Origin of the sequence: Gordonia sesuvii (assembly GCF_036350415.1) — a bacterium.
GTDB lineage: Bacteria > Actinomycetota > Actinomycetes > Mycobacteriales > Mycobacteriaceae > Gordonia > Gordonia sesuvii.
This window is the reverse complement of record NZ_JAZDUF010000010.1, coordinates 30,874-52,499: the sequence shown is the minus strand read 5'-3', so window position 1 is coordinate 52,499 and position 21,626 is coordinate 30,874. Positions and strand designations below refer to the sequence as shown.

General features: G+C 67.9%; 16 protein-coding genes. 5 read left to right on the top strand and 11 right to left on the bottom strand.

Going from position 1 to position 21,626, the window contains the following annotated elements; genetic code table 11:
• Window positions 1–16 precede the first annotated feature (16 nt).
• From VZC37_RS23790 to VZC37_RS23765, 6 genes are all read right to left on the bottom strand, one after another.
• The gene (locus VZC37_RS23790) at window positions 17–1,963 is read right to left on the bottom strand and encodes an ABC transporter ATP-binding protein (protein ID WP_330436470.1); all 1,947 of its coding nucleotides are present in this window, start codon (window positions 1,961–1,963) and stop codon (window positions 17–19) included.
• A complete protein-coding gene (locus VZC37_RS23785) occupies window positions 1,960–3,693 on the bottom strand; it encodes an ABC transporter ATP-binding protein (protein WP_330436469.1) in 1,734 nt (577 codons plus the stop codon). The genes VZC37_RS23790 and VZC37_RS23785 overlap by 4 nt, the downstream gene beginning before the upstream one ends.
• A 183-nt stretch (window positions 3,694–3,876) precedes the next feature.
• Window positions 3,877–4,686 (bottom strand): family 1 encapsulin nanocompartment shell protein, encoded by an 810-nt coding sequence (locus tag VZC37_RS23780; RefSeq protein WP_330436467.1) that lies wholly within the window; start codon window positions 4,684–4,686, stop codon window positions 3,877–3,879.
• Between the two features lie 45 nt (window positions 4,687–4,731).
• On the bottom strand, window positions 4,732–5,817 hold the full coding sequence (locus VZC37_RS23775) for a Dyp-type peroxidase (RefSeq protein ID WP_330436489.1): 1,086 nt from the start codon (window positions 5,815–5,817) through the stop codon (window positions 4,732–4,734).
• A 46-nt stretch (window positions 5,818–5,863) separates the two neighbouring features.
• A complete protein-coding gene (locus tag VZC37_RS23770) occupies window positions 5,864–7,525 on the bottom strand; it encodes an FAD-binding dehydrogenase (protein ID WP_330436465.1) in 1,662 nt (553 codons plus the stop codon).
• A 77-nt stretch (window positions 7,526–7,602) separates the two neighbouring features.
• The gene (locus tag VZC37_RS23765) at window positions 7,603–9,093 is read right to left on the bottom strand and encodes an amidase (protein ID WP_330436463.1); all 1,491 of its coding nucleotides are present in this window, start codon (window positions 9,091–9,093) and stop codon (window positions 7,603–7,605) included.
• 337 nt (window positions 9,094–9,430) lie between these two features.
• On the opposite strand from VZC37_RS23765, the gene VZC37_RS23760 reads away from it, so the two are divergent.
• Both VZC37_RS23760 and VZC37_RS23755 read left to right on the top strand, forming a co-directional pair.
• A complete protein-coding gene (locus tag VZC37_RS23760) occupies window positions 9,431–10,393 on the top strand; it encodes an alpha/beta hydrolase (protein ID WP_330436461.1) in 963 nt (320 codons plus the stop codon).
• Window positions 10,394–10,826: 433 nt separating this feature from the next.
• A complete protein-coding gene (locus tag VZC37_RS23755) occupies window positions 10,827–11,501 on the top strand; it encodes a hypothetical protein (RefSeq protein WP_330436459.1) in 675 nt (224 codons plus the stop codon).
• A 66-nt stretch (window positions 11,502–11,567) separates the two neighbouring features.
• On the opposite strand, the gene pgfA is transcribed toward VZC37_RS23755, so the two are convergent.
• The 5 genes from pgfA to VZC37_RS23730 all read right to left on the bottom strand — a co-directional run bounded on the left by pgfA (window position 11,568) and on the right by VZC37_RS23730 (window position 17,153).
• Window positions 11,568–13,037 (bottom strand): cell envelope lipid trafficking protein PgfA, encoded by a 1,470-nt coding sequence (gene pgfA / locus VZC37_RS23750; protein ID WP_330436457.1) that lies wholly within the window; start codon window positions 13,035–13,037, stop codon window positions 11,568–11,570.
• A 109-nt stretch (window positions 13,038–13,146) separates the two neighbouring features.
• A complete protein-coding gene (locus VZC37_RS23745) occupies window positions 13,147–14,547 on the bottom strand; it encodes an ABC1 kinase family protein (protein WP_431309487.1) in 1,401 nt (466 codons plus the stop codon).
• A 47-nt stretch (window positions 14,548–14,594) separates the two neighbouring features.
• A complete protein-coding gene (locus tag VZC37_RS23740) occupies window positions 14,595–15,455 on the bottom strand; it encodes a metal ABC transporter permease (RefSeq protein WP_330436452.1) in 861 nt (286 codons plus the stop codon).
• Window positions 15,452–16,222, bottom strand: coding sequence for a metal ABC transporter ATP-binding protein (locus VZC37_RS23735; RefSeq protein ID WP_330436450.1), 771 nt, complete (start codon window positions 16,220–16,222; stop codon window positions 15,452–15,454). The genes VZC37_RS23740 and VZC37_RS23735 overlap by 4 nt, the downstream gene beginning before the upstream one ends.
• On the bottom strand, window positions 16,209–17,153 hold the full coding sequence (locus VZC37_RS23730; protein ID WP_431309486.1) for a metal ABC transporter substrate-binding protein: 945 nt from the start codon (window positions 17,151–17,153) through the stop codon (window positions 16,209–16,211). Before VZC37_RS23730 ends, VZC37_RS23735 begins: the two co-directional genes overlap by 14 nt.
• Window positions 17,154–17,378: 225 nt before the next feature.
• Between VZC37_RS23730 and VZC37_RS23725 the strand changes: the two genes are divergently transcribed.
• From VZC37_RS23725 to VZC37_RS23715, 3 genes are all read left to right on the top strand, one after another.
• Window positions 17,379–18,422 (top strand): NAD(P)-dependent alcohol dehydrogenase, encoded by a 1,044-nt coding sequence (locus VZC37_RS23725; RefSeq protein WP_330436448.1) that lies wholly within the window; start codon window positions 17,379–17,381, stop codon window positions 18,420–18,422.
• An 11-nt stretch (window positions 18,423–18,433) separates the two neighbouring features.
• The gene (locus VZC37_RS23720) at window positions 18,434–19,228 is read left to right on the top strand and encodes an alpha/beta fold hydrolase (protein WP_330436446.1); all 795 of its coding nucleotides are present in this window, start codon (window positions 18,434–18,436) and stop codon (window positions 19,226–19,228) included.
• 100 nt (window positions 19,229–19,328) lie between these two features.
• On the top strand, window positions 19,329–21,377 hold the full coding sequence (locus VZC37_RS23715) for a heavy metal translocating P-type ATPase (protein WP_431309485.1): 2,049 nt from the start codon (window positions 19,329–19,331) through the stop codon (window positions 21,375–21,377).
• Window positions 21,378–21,626 lie beyond the last annotated feature (249 nt).

Sequence of the window (21,626 nt, the reverse complement as noted above, 5' to 3'; positions counted from 1 at the left end):
AAACGAGACGGCCGCCCTACGGCGCGACGGGTTCGTCCTCGACGGGGCCGGCGAACTGGCTGTTGTAGAGCCGACAATATGCGCCCTGGGTGGCCAGCAGCTCGTCATGCGTGCCCTGCTCGACGATGTGGCCGTCCTCCATCACGACGATGACGTCGGCGTCGCGGACCGTCGAGAGTCGGTGCGCGATCACGAAACTGGTCCGATCGGTGCGCAGGGCGGCCATCGCCTGCTGGATCAACAACTCGGTGCGGGTGTCGACCGAACTCGTCGCCTCGTCGAGGATCAGGATCGTGGGTTTGGCGAGGAAGGCGCGTGCGATGGTGATCAATTGTCGCTCACCGGCGCTCACGCCGCCCCCCTCCTCGTCGAGCAGGGTGTCGTAGCCGTCGGGCAGGGTGCGCACGAAATGGTCGACGTGACTGAGCTCCGCCGCCTCGATGACCTCCTCGCGGGATGCGGTCGGGTCGCCGTAGGCGATGTTCTCGAAGATCGTGCCGCCGAACAGCCACGAGTCCTGCAGCACCATGCCGGTGCGTTCACGCAGGTCGTCGCGCGTCATACGGCGTGAATCGACGCCGTCGACGCGAATGGTGCCCGAATCGACGTCGTAGAACCGCATGATCAGATTGACCAGGGTCGTCTTCCCGGCGCCGGTGGGGCCGACGATCGCGACCATGTGGCCGGGTTCGGCGACCAGCGACAGGTTCTCGATGAGCGGCTTGTCGTCGACGTAGCGGAACGAGACGTCATCGAACTCGATCCGACCGTTGCCGTCGGCCGGTGATTCCGGCGACGACGGATCGGGGGTCTCCTCGTCGGCGTCGAGGACGTCGAAGATGCGTTCGGCCGAGGCAACACCGCTCTGCATCAGGTTGAACATGGACCCGATCTGGGTGAGTGGTTGCGTGAACTGCCGCGAATACTGGATGAACGCCTGCACCTCACCGAGACTCAGCGACCCCGATGCCACCCGCAGTCCACCGACCACCGCGACCGCCACATAGTTGAGGTTCCCCAGGAACATGACGGTCGGCATGATGATCCCGGAGATGAACTGGGCCCGCCAGCTCGACTCGTACAGCTTCTGGTTGCGTTCGTCGAACGTCGCCTCGACCTGTTGCTGGCGTCCGAACACCTTGACCAGCTCGTGGCCGGTGAACGCTTCCTCGACCTGGGCGTTGAGCGCGCCCGTCGATGACCACTGGGCCATGAAGTGCGGCTTCGACCGTTTGGCGATCTGCGCGGTCGCGATGAACGCGAACGGCACGGTGAGGATCGCGATGAGGGCGAGCAGCGGCGAGATCCAGATCATCATCACCAGCAGCGCAAACACCATCAGCACCGAGTTGAGGAACTGCGAGATGGTCTGTTGCAGGCTCTGCGAGAGGTTGTCGAGGTCGTTGGTGACTCGGCTGAGCAGGTCGCCGCGGGCTTGCGCGTCGTAATAGCGCAACGGCAGCCGGTGGATCTTGTCCTCGACCCGGGCGCGCAGCAGGCGCACGGTCCGCACCACGACGACGTTGATCAGGTACCCGGCCACCCAGCTCAGGAACGACGAGCACACATAGAGCAGCGCGACGATCAGCAACACCTGGCCGACCGCCGAAAAGTCGACACCCACGCCGGGCACGACGTCCATCGAGCTCACCATGTCGGCGAACGTGTCGTCACCACGCTCGCGCATCCCGGCGACCGCCTGATCCTTCGTGATTCCCGACGGCAGGGTCGAGCCGATGAACCCGTTGAACACGAGGTCGGTGGCATGGCCGAGCACCCGCGGGGCGATGGCCATCAGCACCACCGACACCACCGTCGACGCGAACACCGTCCACATGACCAGGCGGTGGCCGAGCAACAACCGCAGCAGACGTTTGATCGACGGTCCGAACGACCGCGGCTTCTCCGCCGGTGGGCCGGACATCGCCGGTCCTGGGGGGCCGGCACCCTGCGGGCGGGTCATGACGTCGGTCCGATCGACATCTGGGATTCCACGATCTCGGCGTACGTCGCGCAGGTCGACACCAGCTCGTCGTGCCGACCGAGCCCGACCACCCGTCCACGGTCGAGGACCACGATCTGGTCGGCGTCGACGATCGTCGACACACGTTGGGCGACCACCACGACCGCCGCGTCGCGGGTCACCGGACGCAGTGCCGCCCGCAGTCGGGCGTCGGTGGCGAGATCGAGGGCGGAGAACGAGTCGTCGAAGAGGTACACCGATGGCCGCCGGATCACGGCCCGGGCGATGGCGAGACGTTGGCGCTGGCCGCCCGACACCGTGGTGCCGCCCTGGGCGATCGGTGCGTCGAGACCCTGCGGCATGCGGGACACGAAGTCGTCGGCCTGCGCGGTCCGCAGCGCCTCCCAGATCTCCTCGTCGGTGGCGTCGGGTCTGCCGTATCGCACGTTGCTCGCGACGGTGCCGGAGAACAGGTACGGGCGTTGCGGGACGAAGCCGATCACCGACCGGAGCAGCTCGGGGTCGAGTTCGCGAACGTCGGTGCCGCCGACGAGCACCGCGCCGTCGGTGGCGTCGATGAGGCGCGGGATCAGACCGGCGAGCGTGGTCTTGCCGGAGCCGGTGGATCCGACGATGGCCGTGGTGGTGCCGGGTTCGACACGGAAGGTGATGTCGCGCAGTACCGGGGCGTCGGCGCCGGGGTAGCGGAACTCGGCGTGGGCGAACTCGACGGTCGCCGGGTCGTCGGCGAATCCGACCGGGTCGGCGGGGGACACCACCGACGTCTCCGTGTCGAGAACCTCCCAGATGCGTTCGGCGCACACGGCGGCGCGGGGCGCCATCATCGCCAGGAACGACGCCATCATCACCGACATCATGATCTGCATGACGTAGCTCATCATCGCGGTGAGCGCACCGATCTCGACGGTGCCGTCGACGACGGCGTGACCGCCGAACCAGATGATCCCGACGATGGTGAGGTTGGTGATCAGCATGACAAGCGGCAGCGACAGTGCCATGATCCGGCCGACGCGGAACGTGGCATCGGACAGTTGATCGTTGGCGACGGAGAAGCGGTCGGACTCGTGGCGTTCGCGGACGAATGCGCGCACCACCCGGATACCGGTGATCTGCTCGCGCAGGATGCGATTCACGGCGTCGATACGGCTTTGCATGACCCGGAAGCCAGGGATCATCCGGCTGATCAGGATCGCCACGGTGACGCCGAGGACCGGCACCGCGATCGCGAGCAACCACGACAGATCCGCCGCGACATGGACGCCCATGATGATGCCGCCTACACACATGATCGGCGCCATCACCAGGATCGCATTGCTCATGACGATGAGGAGCTGGACCTGCTGCACGTCGTTGGTGGTGCGGGTGATCAGCGACGGCGCCCCGAAGGTGCCGACCTCGCGAGCGGAGAACCGGTTGACCCGGTGCAGCAGGTCGCGACGGATGTCGCGTCCGGCGCCCAGCGCGGCGTGCGCTCCGCAGTACTGGGCGGCGATCGTGCAGATCACCTGGGCGATCGTGATGACCAGCATCCAGCCGCCGATGCGCAGGATGTAGTCGGTGTCGCCCTGCGCCACCCCGTTGTCGATGATGTCGGCGTTGAGAGTGGGTAGGTAGAGCATCGCCGCGGTCGCCACGAACTGCAGGCCGACCACACCCACCATGAATCCGCGGTATCGCGACAGATAGGTGCGGATGAGACGGCTCAGCATGGTGTGATCACTCCGACGACGCTAGCAACACAGCTTTCCGATGGTCGAGTAGGACGACGATCGTCACATGTCGTCGGTCGAGTAAGCCGACGAGCGGAGCGAGGAGGCGCATCGAGACCTGGTGCCGTGGCCTCGATACGCCCTCGGCTGGCGCCTCGGGCTACTCGACCAACGAAGGAAGCGTCAGCCGTTGAAGGTGAACGGGATTGCGGCCTCGGGTGTGTAGGCGAGGAACGTGAACGTCTCCTGGAAGTACAGGGTGACGGTGTCGGCGTCGTGATGGTCGTAGCCGATCGACACGTCCTGGCCGATGCTGAGTTCGAAGTCGCCTCCGCGCGTGCTCAGCAGGAACGCGCCCGAGATCGCCGGGGCCCACACGATGTCGCCGTCGGCGACGAGGAGTCGCTGCAGGTGGTCGCGGACGGGGACGCCGTGGTTGGAGGTCTCGTTGACCAGCGTGTACACGTCCTTCGACAACGCCAGCGAGTACGGCCCCTCGACCGACGCGAGACGCAGGGCGGTCGTCGCCTGGCTGAGCGCCTCGGGGTAGTCGCGCACGTCCGGCGGAAGCGCAATGGGTGTCGCCGAGGCGGCCGCCCGGATGCCGGTGATGCCGGCGGCCGGGTACCCCTCGAAGACCGCGTGGTCCTCGGCACGGGCGAGTTCGGCGGCGGCGTCGCGCACCGGATCCCAGTCGGAGTCCTGCGCGCCGCGATCGACGTCGTCGATGGCCTCGCGGGTCAGGGTGAACGGTACCTTCAGCTCCACCAGCGGCTGTGCCTGCCGCTGATGCGCGACGATCCCGTCAGCGGGGGAGTCGATCTTGCTGCGGTGGCCCAGGGTGACCGACGCGATCTCCGAACCCAGCGGGCCGTTCACGTCGACGAGACGACGGGCCGCGCTGTTGCGTTTGAACGACCGGGTGGCCTCCTCCTCGATCTCCGCCCAGGCGGAATCGGATATCGGTGCGAGTTCGCGATGCAGGTTGTTCATGGTGCCTCCTGGAGGTCGGGTCGGGTGTCGGTGTGGGTCTGGTGGTCAGTGCAGGGAGCCGATGCCGAGTGAGCCGTCGGCAGGATCTCGATCTCGATCTCGATACGCCTCGGGCTCGCTGCGCTCGCTCGTGGCTACTCGATCAGCGGGGGAGGAGGACGCGGCGTCATCGACCTCGTCGGCGGGCGCGGTCGGCGGGTCCGGCAGGTCTTCGAGGAAATCGATGGTGGGCGTGAAGAACTGGGCGCCGCTGACCGCGGTGGTGAAGTCGAGTAGCCGGTCGTAGTTGCCGGGCGGGTCACCGATGAACATCTTCCGCAGCATCTCCTCGGTGACGTCGGGCCCCGCGGAATACGCGATGTAGAAGGTGCCGCGCTCGCCCGACCCGGAGACGTCGCCGTAGGGCATGTTGTCGCGAACGACGTCGATGTCCTCACCGTCCTCGTCCTCGACGACGTTGAGTGCGATGTGCGAGTTCGACGGTTTCACGTCGTCGTCCATCTCGACGTTGTCGAGCTTCGTGCGCCCGATCGCGTCCTCTTGGTCGGCGACGCTCAACGCGTTCCACGCCTCGAGGTCGGTCACATAGCGCTGGATCGCGACGTAGCTTCCGCCGGCGAAGGCCGGGTCCTCGTCGCCGACCGTGATCGCGTCGATGGCGGCCTGCCCGACGGGATTCTCGGTGCCGTCGACGAAACCGATGATGTCGCGCAGGTCGAAGTAGCGGAAGCCGTGTACCTCGTCGACCACGGTGACCGCATCGCCGAGGGCGTCCATGGCCAGCCGGCCGACCTCGAAACACAGGTCCATCCGGTCGGCCTTGATGTGCAGCAGCAGATCGCCCGGCGTCGCAGGTGCCGTGTGGACGTCACCTTCGTAGACGACGAAGGGCCGTAGCGCCTGCGGTCGCGGGCCGTCGAACAGCCGGTCCCACGCGTCCGAACCGATCGACACGATGGCTGCCAGTGCCGCCTCCGGTGCGCGCGACGAGACCGCGCGGGTCAGTGTCGGCAGATCCGCCAGGAGATCGCGCACCGCGTCCTCGCCGCCCTCGTCGACGGTCAGCACGAGGAAGAGCGCCGAGGTGGTCTTGCGCGTGAGGATCGTCTGTGGGATCGGTGTGGCGGGGATCGGCACGCGACTCACTGTAGCCCACCGGGACTCGGCGCATCCCCGCTCAACCGCGCGCGATCGTCCGACCCGCCGCCCGCCCGGAGAAGATGCAGCCACCGAGGAAGGTGCCCTCGAGTGCGTTGTAACCGTGCACACCGCCACCGCCGAACCCGGCCACCTCGCCCGCGGCGAACAGGCCGTCGAACGCCGTACCGTCGGGGCGCATGACCTGAGAATCCAGGTTGGTCTCCAGGCCACCCAGCGTCTTGCGGGTGAGCACGTTGAGCCGGACCGCGATCAGCGGACCGTGCGCGGGGTCGAGTAGCCGATGGGGCTTGGCCACTCGGACGACTTTGTCTCCCAGGTACTGTCGCGCGTTGGTGATCGCCATGATCTGCGCGTCCTTGGAGTACTTGTTGTCGATCTGCCCGTCGCGCGCGGAGATGACCCGCTCGAGGTGCTGCAGGTCCAGCTTGGGTCCGCGAGCTATCTCGTTCATCCCGGCCACCAGCTCCGGAAGATTGTCGCGCACCACGAAATCCACGCCGTGCCTGGCGAACGCGTCGACCGGGCCGGGCGCACCCTTGGCCAGGCGGCTCTTCGCCGCGAATTTCAGGTCCTTGCTGGTGATGTCGGGATTCTGCTCGGATCCCGACAGCGCGAACTCCTTCTCGATGATGCTCTGGGTGAGGATGAACCACGAGTAGTCGTGGCCGGTCGACAGGATCGCCTTCATCGTCGAATTGGTGTCGAAGCCCGGGAAATTGGGGGGTGCGAGCCGATTTCCGTTGGCGTCGAGCCACAGTGACGACGGGCCCGGGATGATGCGGATCGCGTGGTCGGGCCAGATCGGGTCCCAGTTGTGGATGCCTTCGGTGTAGTGCCACATGCGATCCCGGTTCACCAGGCTCGCGCCGGCGTCCTCGGCGATGCCGAGCATCCGGCCGTCGACGTAGGCCGGGACGCCCGAAATCATCGTCTCCGGTGCCGGGCCGAGGCGTTCGGTGGGCCAGTTGCGTCGGATCATCTCGTGGTTGTGGCCGATGCCGCCGGTCGTGACGACGACGGCCCCGGCGTGGATTTCGAAGTCGCCGACGACATCCCGCGACGACGCCACACCGCGCGCCAGATCGGTGTCGGCCAGGACCGCTCCGCGTACCCCGGTCGCCGCGCCGTCGTCGACGACGATCTCGTCGACACGATGGCGGAACCGGAACTCCACCAGCCCTCGCTTCTCCGCCTCCAGGACGGGCTCGACGAAGATCCGGGCGACCTCCGGTCCGGTGCCCCAGGTGAGATGGAACCGCGGCACCGAGTTGCCGTGGCCGTCGGCGAATCCGCCGCCCCGCTCGGCCCAACCGACGACCGGGGTGAATCGCAAACCGAGGTCGTGCAGGTACTGCCGTTTGATCGTGGCGGCGAAGTCGACGTAGGCGCGCGCCCACTGTCGTGGCCAGAAATCCTCGTCGTCGCGGTCGAACCCCGCCGAACCCATCCAGTCCTGCAGGGCCAGCTCGGCGCAGTCCTTGATGCCGAGGCGTCGCTGTTCGGGGCTGTCGACGAGGAACAGCCCGCCCAGCGACCAGAAGGCCTGGCCGCCGAGGTTGTTGCGGTTCTCCTGGTCGACGACGACGACCTTGCGCCCCGCTCGGGTGAGCTCGTAGGTCGCGACCAGTCCCGCCAATCCCGAGCCGACCACCACCGCGTCGGCCTGCTGCTCGCTCACGGGCCCCTCCTCATCGAATCGGATGGGTTGACCTTAGCGCCCGGTCCGCGGCGGTCGGGCTGCGTCTGGCAGACGCCTCAGACGGAGATGTCGGAGTAGCGGTGCGCCCACGGCGCCGCCTGCTCGAGTTGCGCGGCCAGGGCCAGCAGGTCGCCGTCGGCGCCGAGTCGCCCGACGAACTGCACCCCGAGCGGCAGACCGTCCGCGGTCCAGTGCATCGGCACACTGATCGCCGGGCGGCCGGTGAGGTTGGCGAGCTGGGTGTAGGGCACCCAGCCGAGGCTCTGTTCGATCAGGTCGTCGAGGAGTCCGGTGCGCGCCAAGAGGCTGCCTGCGTGCACCTTCGAGATGACCCGCGACGCGCCCTGCAGCAGCGACGGTGTGGTGGTGGCGCCGATGCGCAGCGGCGGTGTGGCCAGTGTGGGGGTCAGGAAGAGGTCGTGGGTCTGATGAAAACGGGACAACGAGAGCACGTAGTCGTTGACCTTGTTCAACGCGGTCATCGCCGCCACCACGCCTGCGGATCGGCCCAGCTCGGCCAGTGCGAGCGTGTCGGCCTCGAAGTCGCGGTCGGTGGCGCCGGTCAGCGCGCGCGTCTCGTCGACCTCGGTGGCGAGCACCGCGAACCAGATGGTGAGGAAGTCGCGGGCGAGTGCCCCGTCGTCGTAGGGCGGCGTCACCTCATCCACGTGGTGCCCGAGGTCGTCGAGCACCTGCGCCGTTCGTGCCACGGCGGCGATGGCTTCCGGGTGCGGGTTCGGATTGATCGCCGACGACGTCGAGAACCCGATCCGTAGTCGCGACGGCGGGGTGGTGATCTGGGTGGCGAACGGAGTCCGCGGGGTGGGCGTCGGGTACACCGATCCGTCGGTGGGGCCGACGATGGCGTCGTAGAGGGCGGCCGCGTCGCGTACCGACCGCGACACCACCCCCTGCACCGCCATGCCGAACATCGACTCGCCCGACACCGGGCCGAACGGTGCGAGACCGCGGGTCGGCTTGAGTCCGACGAGTCCGTTGCAGGCCGCCGGGATGCGGATCGAACCGCCGCCGTCGTTGGCGCCCGCCGCGGGCACGATCCCGGCGGCCACTGCGGCGCCCGATCCGCCCGACGACCCACCGGGGGTGTGGTCGGTGTTCCACGGGTTGCGTGCCGGACCCCAGAACTCCGGTTCGGTGATGCCCTTCGCGCCGAACTCGGGGGTATTGGTCTTGCCGAAGATCACCAGACCTGCCTCGAGGAACCGGCGGACGACGACGGAGTGGTCGGTAGCGATGTGGCGGGACAGCGACCGGGAGCCGAACGACGTCGGGTAGCCGCGGTACTCCTGGGCAAGGTCCTTGATGAGGAACGGCACCCCCGCGAACGGGCCGGTGAGCGAATCCGGGTCGGCGGCACGGGAGTCGGCGGTGTCGTCCATCCGCAGGACGATCGCGTTCAGCGCCGGATCGACCTCGTCGGCACGCAGGCGCGCGACCTTCAGGAGTTCCGCCGGCGTGACATCGCCGGCGGCGACGAGTTCGGCGAGCGCGGTGGCGTCATGGCGTCGGTATTCGCTGGGTTCCACCGCTCTCAGGCTAGTGTCCCGCACCGGCCTCAGCCGGATTGTCACCGTTGATCGAGCAAACCGATAACGACGAGATAGCGTCGGATCGACGGTCACATGAACGGTCGACATAGGTCTGCCGCGTCCACGAGTGTTTATGCAGGTCGTCCCTTCGCGGGTCCGGAATCGTGCGTCGTCGCCGGTCAGCGGGCCGCGTTCTTGGCTTTGCCGGAGTGTTATCGAGCCGTTACACTCCCTGACGACGGGTATGCGTCGGCTGAACGAGCCATAGAATCCCGTGAGAATGCCCTGAGAATGACCGGCCCGACTCGTGGTCAAGATCGATAAGGACTTGTGAATGCTGACACGCGCCCGTAAGCGCCTGGTCGCCGGACTCGTGGCTCTTCTTGCCGCCACGGGCGCCGCAGCGGTCGCCGCGCCTGCAGCCCACGCGGCAAACGGATGCAACGTGGAATCCGTCTACTCCAACGCGATGAACCGGAGCGTCCCGGTGTGCATCGTGTCCGCTGGTGGCGGGGGCCCGAAGCCCACGCTGTACCTGCTGGACGGTCTGCGTGCGCCGAACAACAACAGCGGCTGGCTCATCGAGACCGACGTCGCCCGCTGGATGAACGGCAAGGGCGCCAACGTCGCCATCCCGTTCGGCGGTGCCGGCAGTTTCTACACCGACTGGGAGCGCGTCGACGCGAACCTGGGTCTCAACAAGTGGGAGACCTTCCTGACCCGTGAGCTGCCCGCCTACATGCAGCGTCGTCACAACAGCGACAACCGCCGCAACGGTGTCGCCGGACTGTCGATGTCGGGCACCTCGGCGCTGAACCTCGCGTCGCGCCACCCGGGCTTCTACCAGGCGGTCGCCTCCTACAGCGGCTACCCGACGGTCACGCTGCCGGGCTTCAACCAGGGCATCCAGGCGTCGGTCATCGAGATGGGCGGCAACCCGGTCAACATGTGGGGCCTGTGGCCCGCGGGACAGTGGGCCGCGAACGACCCGTTCCTCACCGCGAACGCCCTCGCCGGCAAGCACGTGTTCGTCTCCGCCGGCACCGGCGTCGGCAGCCGCTACGACTCGTCGGTGAACCCGACCAGCGCCGACTTCGACCCGGTCAAGTTCGCTCAGATGATCCCGCTCGAGGTCGCGGCGTCGACCTCCAGCCAGCTCTACATCGGCCGCCTCGCGGTGGTCCCGGGCGTCAAGCTGACCACCCGCATCACTCCGGACGGCGCGCACTGGTGGGATTACTGGCAGAGCGACTTCAAGCAGTCGTGGCGCTCCACGTTTGCTCCGTCGTTCTTCTGATCGGCTAGATCTACCGCAACGGCCGGTGACCAGGAATGGTCACCGGCCGTTGTGTTGTCTAGAGCCCTAGTCGCTCAGCTTCCAACCACCCGCGCAGGGTGCAACCAGCGCGGATAGTTGGAACGTGCGCGTTTCTGCGAAGTGAAACCGCGACGCGCGCCCGCGCGTCGAAGATGCATGACGTTCTTTCCGACCGATTCATACGGCTTGATCCACCGGGCGGCGGCCATCTCGGCGGCGCACACGGACAACGAACTGCAACGGGCATGTGCCAGAGGCGACCTGGTGAAGGTGATCCGCGGGACGTTTTGCCGTCCGTGCGGAGCGGACTGCCGAGGAGGAACACCGGCTGCTCGCGATCGCGGTCGCGTTGCAGAGCGGCCCCGCGGCGGTGATCAGTCACGAGTCGGCGGCTGTCCTGCACCACCTGCCCATGCTGAAGCCGAGCCTTCGGCGGGCGCACCTGACCATCGACGCCACGGCCGGTGGGCGGGCCGATCGTCATCGGCACGTGCATGCGAGCCGGCTCGGTCCTGGTGACGTGGTGGTCGTCGAGGGTCTTCGGGTGACATCCCTCGAACGGACCGCTGTCGACGTCGCGTGTTCGACCCCTCTCAAGTTTGCCGGAGCGCTTGCCGTCTTCGACGCCGCGCTCCGCAAGGGCGCAGACCTGACCTTGATGGCGACGATGCTGCAGCAACGCCGTCGGGGCGTCGCACAGGCGCGCCGAGCGTTGGATCTGGCCGACCCGGGCGCGGAGAACCCGGGCGAGTCGTGGGGGCGGGCGCAGATCATCGTCGCGGGCCTGCCGGTGCCGCGACTCCAGCATGAGTTCTTCGACCCTCGCGGCCGTTTCGTCGCGCGTACCGACTACGACTGGGACGGCAAGCTCATCGGCGAGTTCGACGGCAAGGTCAAGTACTGCAAGCACATCGGAGACGGCGAAACGGTCGTCGACGCGGTGATCCGGGAGAAGGCGCGTGAGGACCGGCTGCGTGGGATGGGGGTGATGGTGATCCGCTGGGTCTGGGCGGATCTGGAGGCCGGCCGGGTCGCGGGGATGGTGCGTGCGTGGCTCGAGAAGTTTGGCCTGGTGGCGGCGGCGTGAACGCACCGGTTCCCACCAGACGCGCAGGTTGCACCCTGCGCGTCTGATGGGACGGTGAGCGTTCGGCTACTCGGCCGGCGGTTCCGACGACGGCCGACGGTAGCGCTGGGTCTCGTCGTCGGACGGCGGCGGCGTGAACGACTGCGTGGACGACTCGTCGGCGGGGGACGACTCGACGCGGGGGATCTTCTCGGTCGGCTGGTCCCAGGGGCCCGTGCCTGCGGCATGGGAACCACCACCGGCAGCCGCCCCGGCACCGGCCGCGCCCAATCCGGCGGCACCGGCACCCGCTGCGCCCGATTCGGTCGCTGTGGCGTCCGACGCCCGCGCGTGGCGGGGCTCGTCGAGTCGGGCGGTCGCATCCGGGTCGTCGTCCGACGGCGGGACTGCGTCGTCGTCGCGACGCCGTCCGCGCCACCACAGCAGCAGCCACAGCGCCAGCAGTGCGACGCCGACGATGCCGAGTATCAGCGGGAGCCAGAAGCCGCCGAGACGCAGCTGGCCGACGTAGTCGTCGGCGCGTGCGGCCTGGTTGGACACGGTGTCGTCGGACCACTTGAACCGCGCGTTGAGCACGTCCATGCGGAAGTCGCGGATCGGTGCCGGGTTGGCATCGCTCTGGTCGGGGGACCGGAAGTACTGCTGCTGGTCCTCCCTGCCGTCGATGATGGTGCCGGTCTGCGGCTCTACCCACACGTGGCGGGTGGCCGTCGCATAACGGTGCATGGTGACGTCGTCATCCGGCGCGACACCGCGACCGGTGATGCCCCACCAACTTGCCGGCATCGTCAGCATCGTGCCGAGCGAGGCCTGGCCCTGCGCGTTCGGCAGGTTCGACACGTCCGTCTCGGGCACCTCGCCGGCGAACTCGTAGACGGTCACCCCGTCGATGGTCGACTCCCCGACGAAGTCCACCGTGATGTCCTGACGGGTGTTGGTGTCGTAGTAGAGGTAGGAACGCTTCTGGACGTCGAAGCCGAACTTGTACTGGAACCCCTGCCGATCGGGCAGCTGGACCGAGACGTCGTCGGGGTTGACCCCTTCCGGAGCGGCCTCGAGCTGCAACGAGCTCACCGTCCCGTTCGGCACCGAGGTGCTGCGGTTCACCGACACCCGGTCGATGTTGGCGGTCAGCAGTCCGTCGTTGCACTCGCGCTCGGCGTCGGCGGCCGCCATGGTGGGCTCGACCTCGTTGCCGTCGGCGTCGCGATAGCGGTCGATCTGCACCGTCTGCGCCGACTGCAGGGTCGCCTGGCGCCGATCCGACGGTTCGACGATCACCGACCGCCGCTGCTGGCTCAGATGGGCATCGACCACCTGCGCCCGCCGTTCACCGACCGAGCACCGGTCGAAGATCCGGGCCGGGTAGCGGTCGCCGGTGGAGCCGTCCTCGGGGACGGTGGTCGCGACCGACGTGATGTCGAGGTCGAGCGGCACCACCCGTAGCTGGGGTACGAGGAACAGCGGTATGGCAATGGCGGCGGCGATTAACGCGGCGCCGAGGAACGCCGGCAGCGCCAGCCACAGTCGTCTCATCTCTCCACTTTCTCCACAGACTCACGATCGAAACGCACAACTCAACGCCCCAACCCTAGCGGCGAGTAGTCCGCTGGCGTCGGAGGTCTCTGGACAACGGGGTCGGCGTTCAGCCGGATGCGGCGCGGTCGGCTCGCCGGTCCCGCTCCGCTTCCTTCATGATCCCGGCCATGTAGCCGTAGATCTCCTTGTCGGCCATCGCCTTCCAACGCGGCGCGAGCAGCTTCATGTACTTCTCGACGTAGAGCAGCTGTTTGCCGACCAGCACCAGTTCACGGGGGAGACGCGCATCGTGCGCCTTGGCCACCGCCGCCAACTGCCGACCGAGGTCGGTGTAGGACATCGAGGCGAGGTCGGTGGCGCCCAGCGGCATGGCGACCTTCTTGATGTCCTCGGCACCCTGCGCCGTCGACCCCGGCTTGTGGACGGCGCCGAGAAGGAAGATGGCGCGTCCGGCCGCCTCGTAGTCGCCGCGCACGATGAGGTCGACGACAAGCTGTCGAAGGATGCGGCGGGTGCGTTTCGAGAAGCGGCCGACGATGCCGAAGTCGAGCAGCACCAGGGTGCCGTCGGCGTCGACGAGGACATTGCCGGCGTGCAGGTCGCCGTGGAACAGTCCGCCGTGGAATGCCGATTCGAGCAGCGACAACAGCAGGTTGCGGCACAGCGCGACCCCGTCGTGGCCGGCGGCGCGAACCGCCTCGCCGTCGTCGATCCGGATCGCGTACACCCGTTCCATCGTCAGCACGCGGGAGGTGGTGTACGCGTCGTAGACCTCCGGCACCCGCACGCGGTCGCCGAACGGTCCGGCCCGCAGACACTCGTACCACTCGCGCATGGTGTCGGCCTCGTTGCGGAAGTCGAGTTCGTCGTCGAGGCCGTCGGCGAAATCCTCCACGACGTGCCGGGCGCTGAGCATGCGTCCGTACTCCGAGAACTCCGCGAGCCCGGCGAACCGCTCGAGCAGGGCGATGTCGGGGGCGAGTCGATCGGTGATGCCCGGTCGCTGGATCTTGACGACCACTTCCTCGCCGGAATGCAGGGTCGCGGTGTGCACCTGGGCGATGGACGCCGATGCGATGGGGTCGACGTCGAATGTCGCGAAGACCTCTTCGGGGGTACGGCCCAGTTCGGCGATGAACAGCGCGCGGATCTCGGCAGGGTCGGCCGGCGGGACCCGGTCGAGCAACGACTCGAACTCGGTCGCCAGGGTCTCGGTGAACACGCCGGGACTCGAGGCGATCAGCTGCCCGAGCTTCACATACGTCGGCCCGAGGTGTTCGAAGGTGGTTCGGATCTCGTGGGCGACGAGGGCCGCGGTCGGGGTCCTGCCCTGTAGGACGCCCCGCGCCGCGTGGAAGACGAAACGACCGACTCCCGCCGCGGCATGTGCCGTCGCCGCGCTGAACCGCGTGATCTCGGTCAGCGGCGACACTGTCGGCAGTTGCGCGCGGAGGTCGGTCTGTGTGGCATTGCGGCCGTCGTCAGCGGATCTCTGCGTTGTCACCATCGGCAAGTGTAACGATCGTGCTGGGTGGATCCCAGGCGACGGGCCGCTCAGGCGGCCGCGGCGACGGTCCGGCGGTGGGTGAACCGGCTGGTCACGAGCCCGTTGCGCGGTGCGAACAGATAGATCAGGGCGAACATCACACCCTGGGTGACGACCACCATTCCGCCGGGCGAGACGTCGGCGCCGTAGCTGACGTAGATCCCGACGACGGTGGCCGCGACGGCCAGCGCCGGCGCCAGTACGAGCATGCGGCCGAACCGGTCGGTCAGCAGGTGGGCGGCGGCGCCGGGGATGATCAGCATCGCCACCACCAGGATGACGCCGACGATCTGCAGCGCGACCACACAGGTCAGCGCCAACAGTCCGAGCAGTAGGGCGCCGAGCCATCGTCGGGAGAGCCCGATCGCGTGCGCGTGCACCGGATCGAACGCGAACAGCGTCAGGTCACGGCGTTTGACCACCAGGACCGCGGCGACGACGGCGGCCAGGATGATCAGCTGCCACAGCGCCGAGCCGCTGACCCCGAGCACGTTGCCGAACAGGATGTGGCCGAGGTCGGTCTGACTCGGCGTCGCCGACACCAGCACCAGGCCGAGCGCGAATAGGGTGGTGAACACGATGCCGATCGCCGCGTCCTCCTTGACGCGGCTGGTGTCGCGGATGGTCCCGATGAGGGCGACCGCGAGGAAGCCGAAGATCACCGCGCCGACGGCGAACGGCGCACCGAAGATGTAGGAGAGCACCACGCCGGGCAGGACGGCGTGCGATACCGCGTCGCCCATCAGCGACCAGCCGATCAGCACGATCCAGCAGCTGATCAGCGCGCACACCGCGGCCGCGACCGCGCTGGCGAGGAAGGCGTCGCGCATGAACGACAGCGTCCAGGGTTCGACGAGGAACTCGATCATCGATTCACCTCCGCGTCCCGGCCGGTCACATCGACGCCGAACGCCAACGCCAGGTTCTCCGGCCGCAGCGCCTCTTCCGGGGTGTCGTGGACGAGGACCCGCTGCATCAGCAGAACGGCCTCACTGGCGAACGACGGCAGTGTGGACAGGTCGTGAGTCGAGATCAGCACTGTACGACCCGCCGCGGTCAGTTCACGCAAAAGGTCGATGATCGTTGCCTCCGAACGTTTGTCGACGCCGGCGAACGGCTCGTCGAGCAGCAGGATCTCCGCGCCCTGCGCGATCCCGCGCGCGACGAACGCCCGTTTGCGCTGCCCGCCGGACAGGCGACCGATCTGCCGGTCGGCGAGGTCGGTCAATCCGACCCGGTCGAGGGCATCGTCGACGGCGGTCCGGTCGCGGGAGGTGATGCGCCGGAACAGGTTCTGCCGCCCGTACCGACCGGTCATCGCCACCTCGCGTACCGAGATGGGGAACTCCCAGTCGACGTTCTCGGCCTGCGGCACATAGGAGACCAGGCCGCGCGCGCGGGCCTGCGCGATGGTGTGGCCGGCGATCGTCACCCGTCCCGCGGTGGGCCGCGCCAGCCCCATGATCGACTTGAACAGAGTCGATTTCCCCGAACCGTTCATGCCGATGAGACCGCAGATCCGGCCGGAGTGCACGGTCATCGAGACGTCGTCGAGCGCCACCACGGGTCCGTAGCGGACGGTCAGTCCGGCGATGTCGAGGGCGGGAACCGGTTGGGAGACTTCAGGAGTCGGCACGGTCAGCGTCCTTTCCGGTGAGGCCGTCGACGATCGTGGAGATGTCGTGGCGGAGCAGGTCGAGGTAGGTGGGCACCGGTCCGTCGGACTCGGACAGTGAGTCGACGTAGAGGACCCCGCCGTAGCGGGCACCGGTCTCACGCTGGATCTGCAGCATGGGGTCGTCGTTGACCGTGGATTCGCAGAACACCGCCGGCACGTTGCGGGTGCGGACGAAGTCGACGGTTCGTCGCATCTGCTGCGGTGTCGCCTCCTGCTCGGAGTTGACCGGCCAGATGTAGTGCTCGGTGAGTCCGGTGTCACGGGCGAGGTAACTGAAGGCGCCCTCGCACGACACCAGGGCTCGTTCGTTGGCGGGTAGCGCGGCGACCGCGGCGACAAGCCGCTGCCGTTCCGCGTCCAGCTGCTCGCCGTATGCCGCCGCGTTGCGACGGTAGTCGGCGGCGTGGTCGGGGTCGACGGCGGCGAGCCCGTCCGCGATGTTGTCGGCGTAGACCTTCGCCTCGGTCGGCGACATCCATGCGTGCGGGTTGGGGGTGTCCGCGTCGTCGGCGGCCGCGCCGGGGATGTCGCTGATTCCCATCGCGTCGACGCCGTCGGAGGCGACGATGCGCGGGACGTCGATGTCGTCGAGGAACCGCTCGAACCAGTCGTCGAGGTGCAGTCCGTTGACCACCACCAGGGACGCGTCCATGGCCTTGTGTAGGTCGCCCGGGGTGGGTTCGTAGCCGTGGATCTCGGCGCCGAATTTGGTCAGCGAGACCACCTCGGCGTGCGGGCCGGCCACGTTGCGACCGATGTCGGCGAGGACCGTGAACGTGGTCAGCACCTTGGGCTCGCCGGCGTCCGCCTGGGTCGTGCCGCATGCGCCGAGCAGCGCGGTGAGCATCACGACGACGAGGACGAATGCGCCGCGGCGGGCTGGTGGCATGCCGACAGAATATTTTCGGGTGCCCGAACTTGCAAGTTAGATGTGCCGTAGAAGACCACGCTCGCTGTTTGGCACGGAGTATTCCCTGATGTGACGAACTCGCTCGTCGGCACAACGGCCGCAGGTTCTGCGGAACACTGGAACGAGTGCGGGGAGGTCCGCAGCGGGAGTTCACGAGCTCGACTCACATCCCGCGAACCTGACGTCAAACAACAGGGAGCATCCATGCCCACCACCGTCAACGCGTACATCGCCACCGCAGCCGACGCTCCTCTCGAGCCGGCCACCGTCGAGCGCAGGGATCCGAAACCGCACGATGTGGTCATCGACATCGCGTACGCGGGGATCTGTCACTCCGACATCCACACCGCCCGCGGTGAGTGGGGCCGTACCGCATTCCCGGTGGTGCCCGGCCACGAGATCGCCGGCATCGTTTCCGCGGTCGGCGCCGAGGTCACCCGCTACTCGGTCGGTGACCGGGTGGGGGTCGGATGCTTCGTCGACTCCTGTCGCGAATGCGAGCCCTGCAAGGCCGGGGACGAGCAGTACTGCGAACGCGGAATGACCGGCACCTACAACGCCGTCGACCGTGACGGCGAGCCCACCCACGGCGGCTACAGCACGGGCATCGTCGTGGACGAGAACTATGTGTGCGGCATTCCCGAGGGCATCGGCCTCGACGAGGCCGCGCCGCTGCTCTGCGCCGGGATCACCCTCTACTCGCCGCTGCGGCATTGGAACGCCGGCCCGGGCAAGAAGGTTGCGATCGTCGGGCTCGGTGGCCTCGGGCACATGGGTGTCAAGATCGCCCATGCGATGGGCGCCGAGGTGACAGTGCTCTCGCAGTCGCTCAAGAAGATGGAGGACGGACTGCGGCTGGGCGCCGATCACTACTACGCCACCAGCGACCCGGATACGTTCACGAACCTGCGCAACGAGTTCGACCTGATCATCAACACGGTGTCGGCGAATCTGCCTATGCAGACATACCTCGGCATGCTCGCCCTCAACGGAACACTCGTCGAACTCGGGCTGCCCGAGCATCCGATCGAGGTGCCGGCCTTCGCGGTCGCCGCGAATCGGCGCAGCTTTGCCGGCTCGATGATCGGAGGCATCGCGGAAACCCAAGAGATGCTGAACTTCTGCGCTGAGCACGGCATCGGCTCCGAGATCGAGGTGATCGGCGCCGACAAGATCAACGAGGCGTACGACCGGGTCGTCGCCAGCGATGTGCGGTACCGGTTCGTCATCGACACGGCGACGCTCTAGTCGGTCCGACGGTGACGCCGCCCTTCCGATTCGCGGACATCCGCGGTGCGCGACTCGCCTGGAACCAGACGGGTCGCGGACCGGCGGCGGTGTGGGCGCACGGGATGAGCTCACGCGCCTACGGGGAGGAGTCATCCGGCCAATTCGATTGGCGTGCAGTGAGTTCACGCCACCGATTGATTCGCTACGATGCTCGGGGCCACGGTAGGTCGAGTGGTGGACAGACTGCGGAGGAGTACACGTGGCCGGAGCTCGCCGGAGACCTGCTCGCGCTGCTCGATGTCGCGGCGCCGGGCGAACGAGTGCACGCCATCGGCGCCTCGATGGGAACTGCGACGATCGTATGTGCCGCGCTCGCCCACCCTGAGCGGTTCAACCGGCTCGTACTCACGACGCCGCCGACGATCTGGGATACCCGGCGTGCCTTGACGCCGCTGCGAGTGGCGGATGCCGACGAAATCGAACGGGGCGGCCTTGCCGCGTATATGCGTGCGGCTCCGGATGTTCCCGCCTCTCCCGCGCTGGCCGACACGAAACGATATGTCGGCCCCGTGTCGGCGCGCGCATCGATCTATCCCTGGGTGCTGCGCGGATCGGCGATCACCGACCTCCCGTCCGCCGATGAGCTCGGCGCACTCACCCAGCCGACACTCATCCTCGCCTGGACGGGAGACCCGGCGCATCCGGTCAGTAGCGGCGAACGGCTCGCCGCGGCGCTACCGAATGCGGAACTGCGCGTGGCGTCGACGCCGAGCGCGCTGCGTTCCTGGTCCGACGAGGTCGCGGACTTCCTCGCCACGACCTGACCGGTTCGACCGCAGACCTCACCAGCCGTTTTGGCGGCCAGAGTGATGCGGCGGTTTCGACCGCCTTGACCTATACCCCCTAGGGGTATAGAACGGGCTCATGGAGCACAACGCAGCACCCGACTCCGCTCACGACACGCATGCCGAGCATGAGGGTCACGCCGAGCATGACCACGGCGACCACGGCGACCACATCGCGATGTTCCGTCGCCTGTTCTGGCTCATGACGGTGCTGGCGGTGCCGGTGGTGATCGCCAGCCCGATGTTCGCCGACCTCCTCGGGTACTCCCTGCCGGATCTGGGCGGTGTCACCGAATGGATCTCGCCCATTCTCGGCACGGTCATGTTCGTCTGGGGCGGCCGCCCGTTCCTCACCGGCGCGGTCGACGAGTTGCGGTCCCGCACACCGGGGATGATGACCCTGATCGGGCTCGCCATCACGGTGGCGTTCGTCGCATCGTGGGGCGCGTCGCTGGGCCTCCTGCACCACGAACTCGACTTCTGGTGGGAACTGGCGCTGCTGATCGTCATCATGCTGCTCGGGCACTGGATCGAGATGCGCTCGGTCGCGCAGACGACCTCGGCGCTCCAGTCGCTCGCCGCGCTGCTGCCCGACGAGGCCGAACGGGTGGAGGGCGACGACATCCGCACGGTCTCACCGGCCGACCTCCAGATCGATGACCTCGTCATCGTGCGTCCCGGCGGACGCGTTCCTGCGGACGGTGAGATCGTCTCGGGGACGGCCGAAGTCGACGAGTCGATGATCACCGGTGAATCGGCGCTGGTGACCCGGGGCGTGGGGGACAAGGTCGTCGCGGGAACCGTCAGCGCCGACACCGCGATTCGGGTGCGGGTGACGGCCGTCGGCGACGACACCGCGCTAGCCGGGATCCAACGGCTCGTCTCGGACGCCCAGAACTCGTCGAGCCGCGCTCAGCGACTCGCCGACCGCGCCGCCGGCTGGCTGTTCTGGTTCGCGCTCGGCGCCGCGGTGATCACCGCCATTGTGTGGGTGGCCGTCGGGCAGCCCGACAACGCCGTCATCCGGACCATCACCGTCCTGGTCATCGCCTGCCCGCACGCCCTGGGTCTCGCGATTCCGCTGGTGGTGGCGATCGCGACCGAACGGGCCGCAAAGATGGGCGTCCTGGTGACCGACCGGGTCGCGCTCGAGACGTTGCGGGTGGCCGACGTCGTCCTGTTCGACAAGACCGGCACTCTCACCAAGGGTGAACCGGCCGTCGTCCACGTCGTCACCGATGGTTGGTCCGACGATGAGGTGCTGGCGGTCGCGGCCGCTGCCGAGTCCGACAGCGAGCATCCGCTCGCCGCGGCGATCGTCCGTGCCGCGACGGAACGCGAGCTCACCATCCCTGCGGTGCAGGACTTCTCGTCGAGCGCGGCAGTCGGTGTGCGGGCCTTCGTGGACGGCCGTGAGGTTTCCGTCGGCGGGCCCCGGATGCTGGCGGAACGCTCGCTCGATGCATTGTCGGCCGCCGACGAGCTGCAGCCGAACGGCAACACGATGCTGCACGTGGTGGTCGACGGACGCGTCGTCGGCGCGTTGGCCCTCGCCGACGAGGTGCGGCCGGAATCCGCCGAGACGGTGCGGGAGCTGGCCCGGCGCGACATCGAGACGGTCATGGCCACCGGAGATGCGCGCGAGGTCGCCGAGGCGGTGGCCGCCGAACTCGGCATCGACCGCGTCTACGCCGGCGTCCGTCCCGAGGACAAGGAGTCGATTGTCGCGGATCTGCAGTCCGACGGGTCGACCGTGGTGATGGTCGGCGACGGCGTCAACGACGCCCCGGCGCTGGCGCGGGCCGACGTCGGCGTGGCCATCGGCGCAGGCACCGACGTCGCGATCGGATCTGCGGGTGTGGTGCTCGCCGGCGATGATCCGCGAACGGTCCTCTCGGCGATGTCGTTGTCGGCGCAGGCCTACCGGAAGATGCGACAGAACCTGTGGTGGGCGGCCGGTTACAACCTCGTCTCGGTGCCGCTGGCGGCGGGTGTCCTCGCACCGATCGGATTCGTGTTGCCGATGGCCGTCGGCGCCATCCTGATGTCGGCGTCGACGGTGATCGTGGCGCTCAACGCCCAGCTGTTGCGGCGGGCGGATCTGTCGGTCGAGCGTCACGATGGGTGACCCTTCGTGACCCTTCGAGACGCTCGCAGGCTCGCTCCTCAGGGATCGGGAGAGGTGACGCTCGCAAGTCACCCACCTGGTCCCTGAGGAGATCCGGAGCCTGCGGAGGATCGTCACGAAGGGCGCCCTTCGTGACCCTTCGAGACGCTCGCAGGCTCGCTCCTCAGGGCGGCGCGCTCGCAAGCTCGCTCCTCAGGGATCGGACGAGGTGACGCTCGCAGGCTCGCTCCTCAGGGATCGAGGACTAGC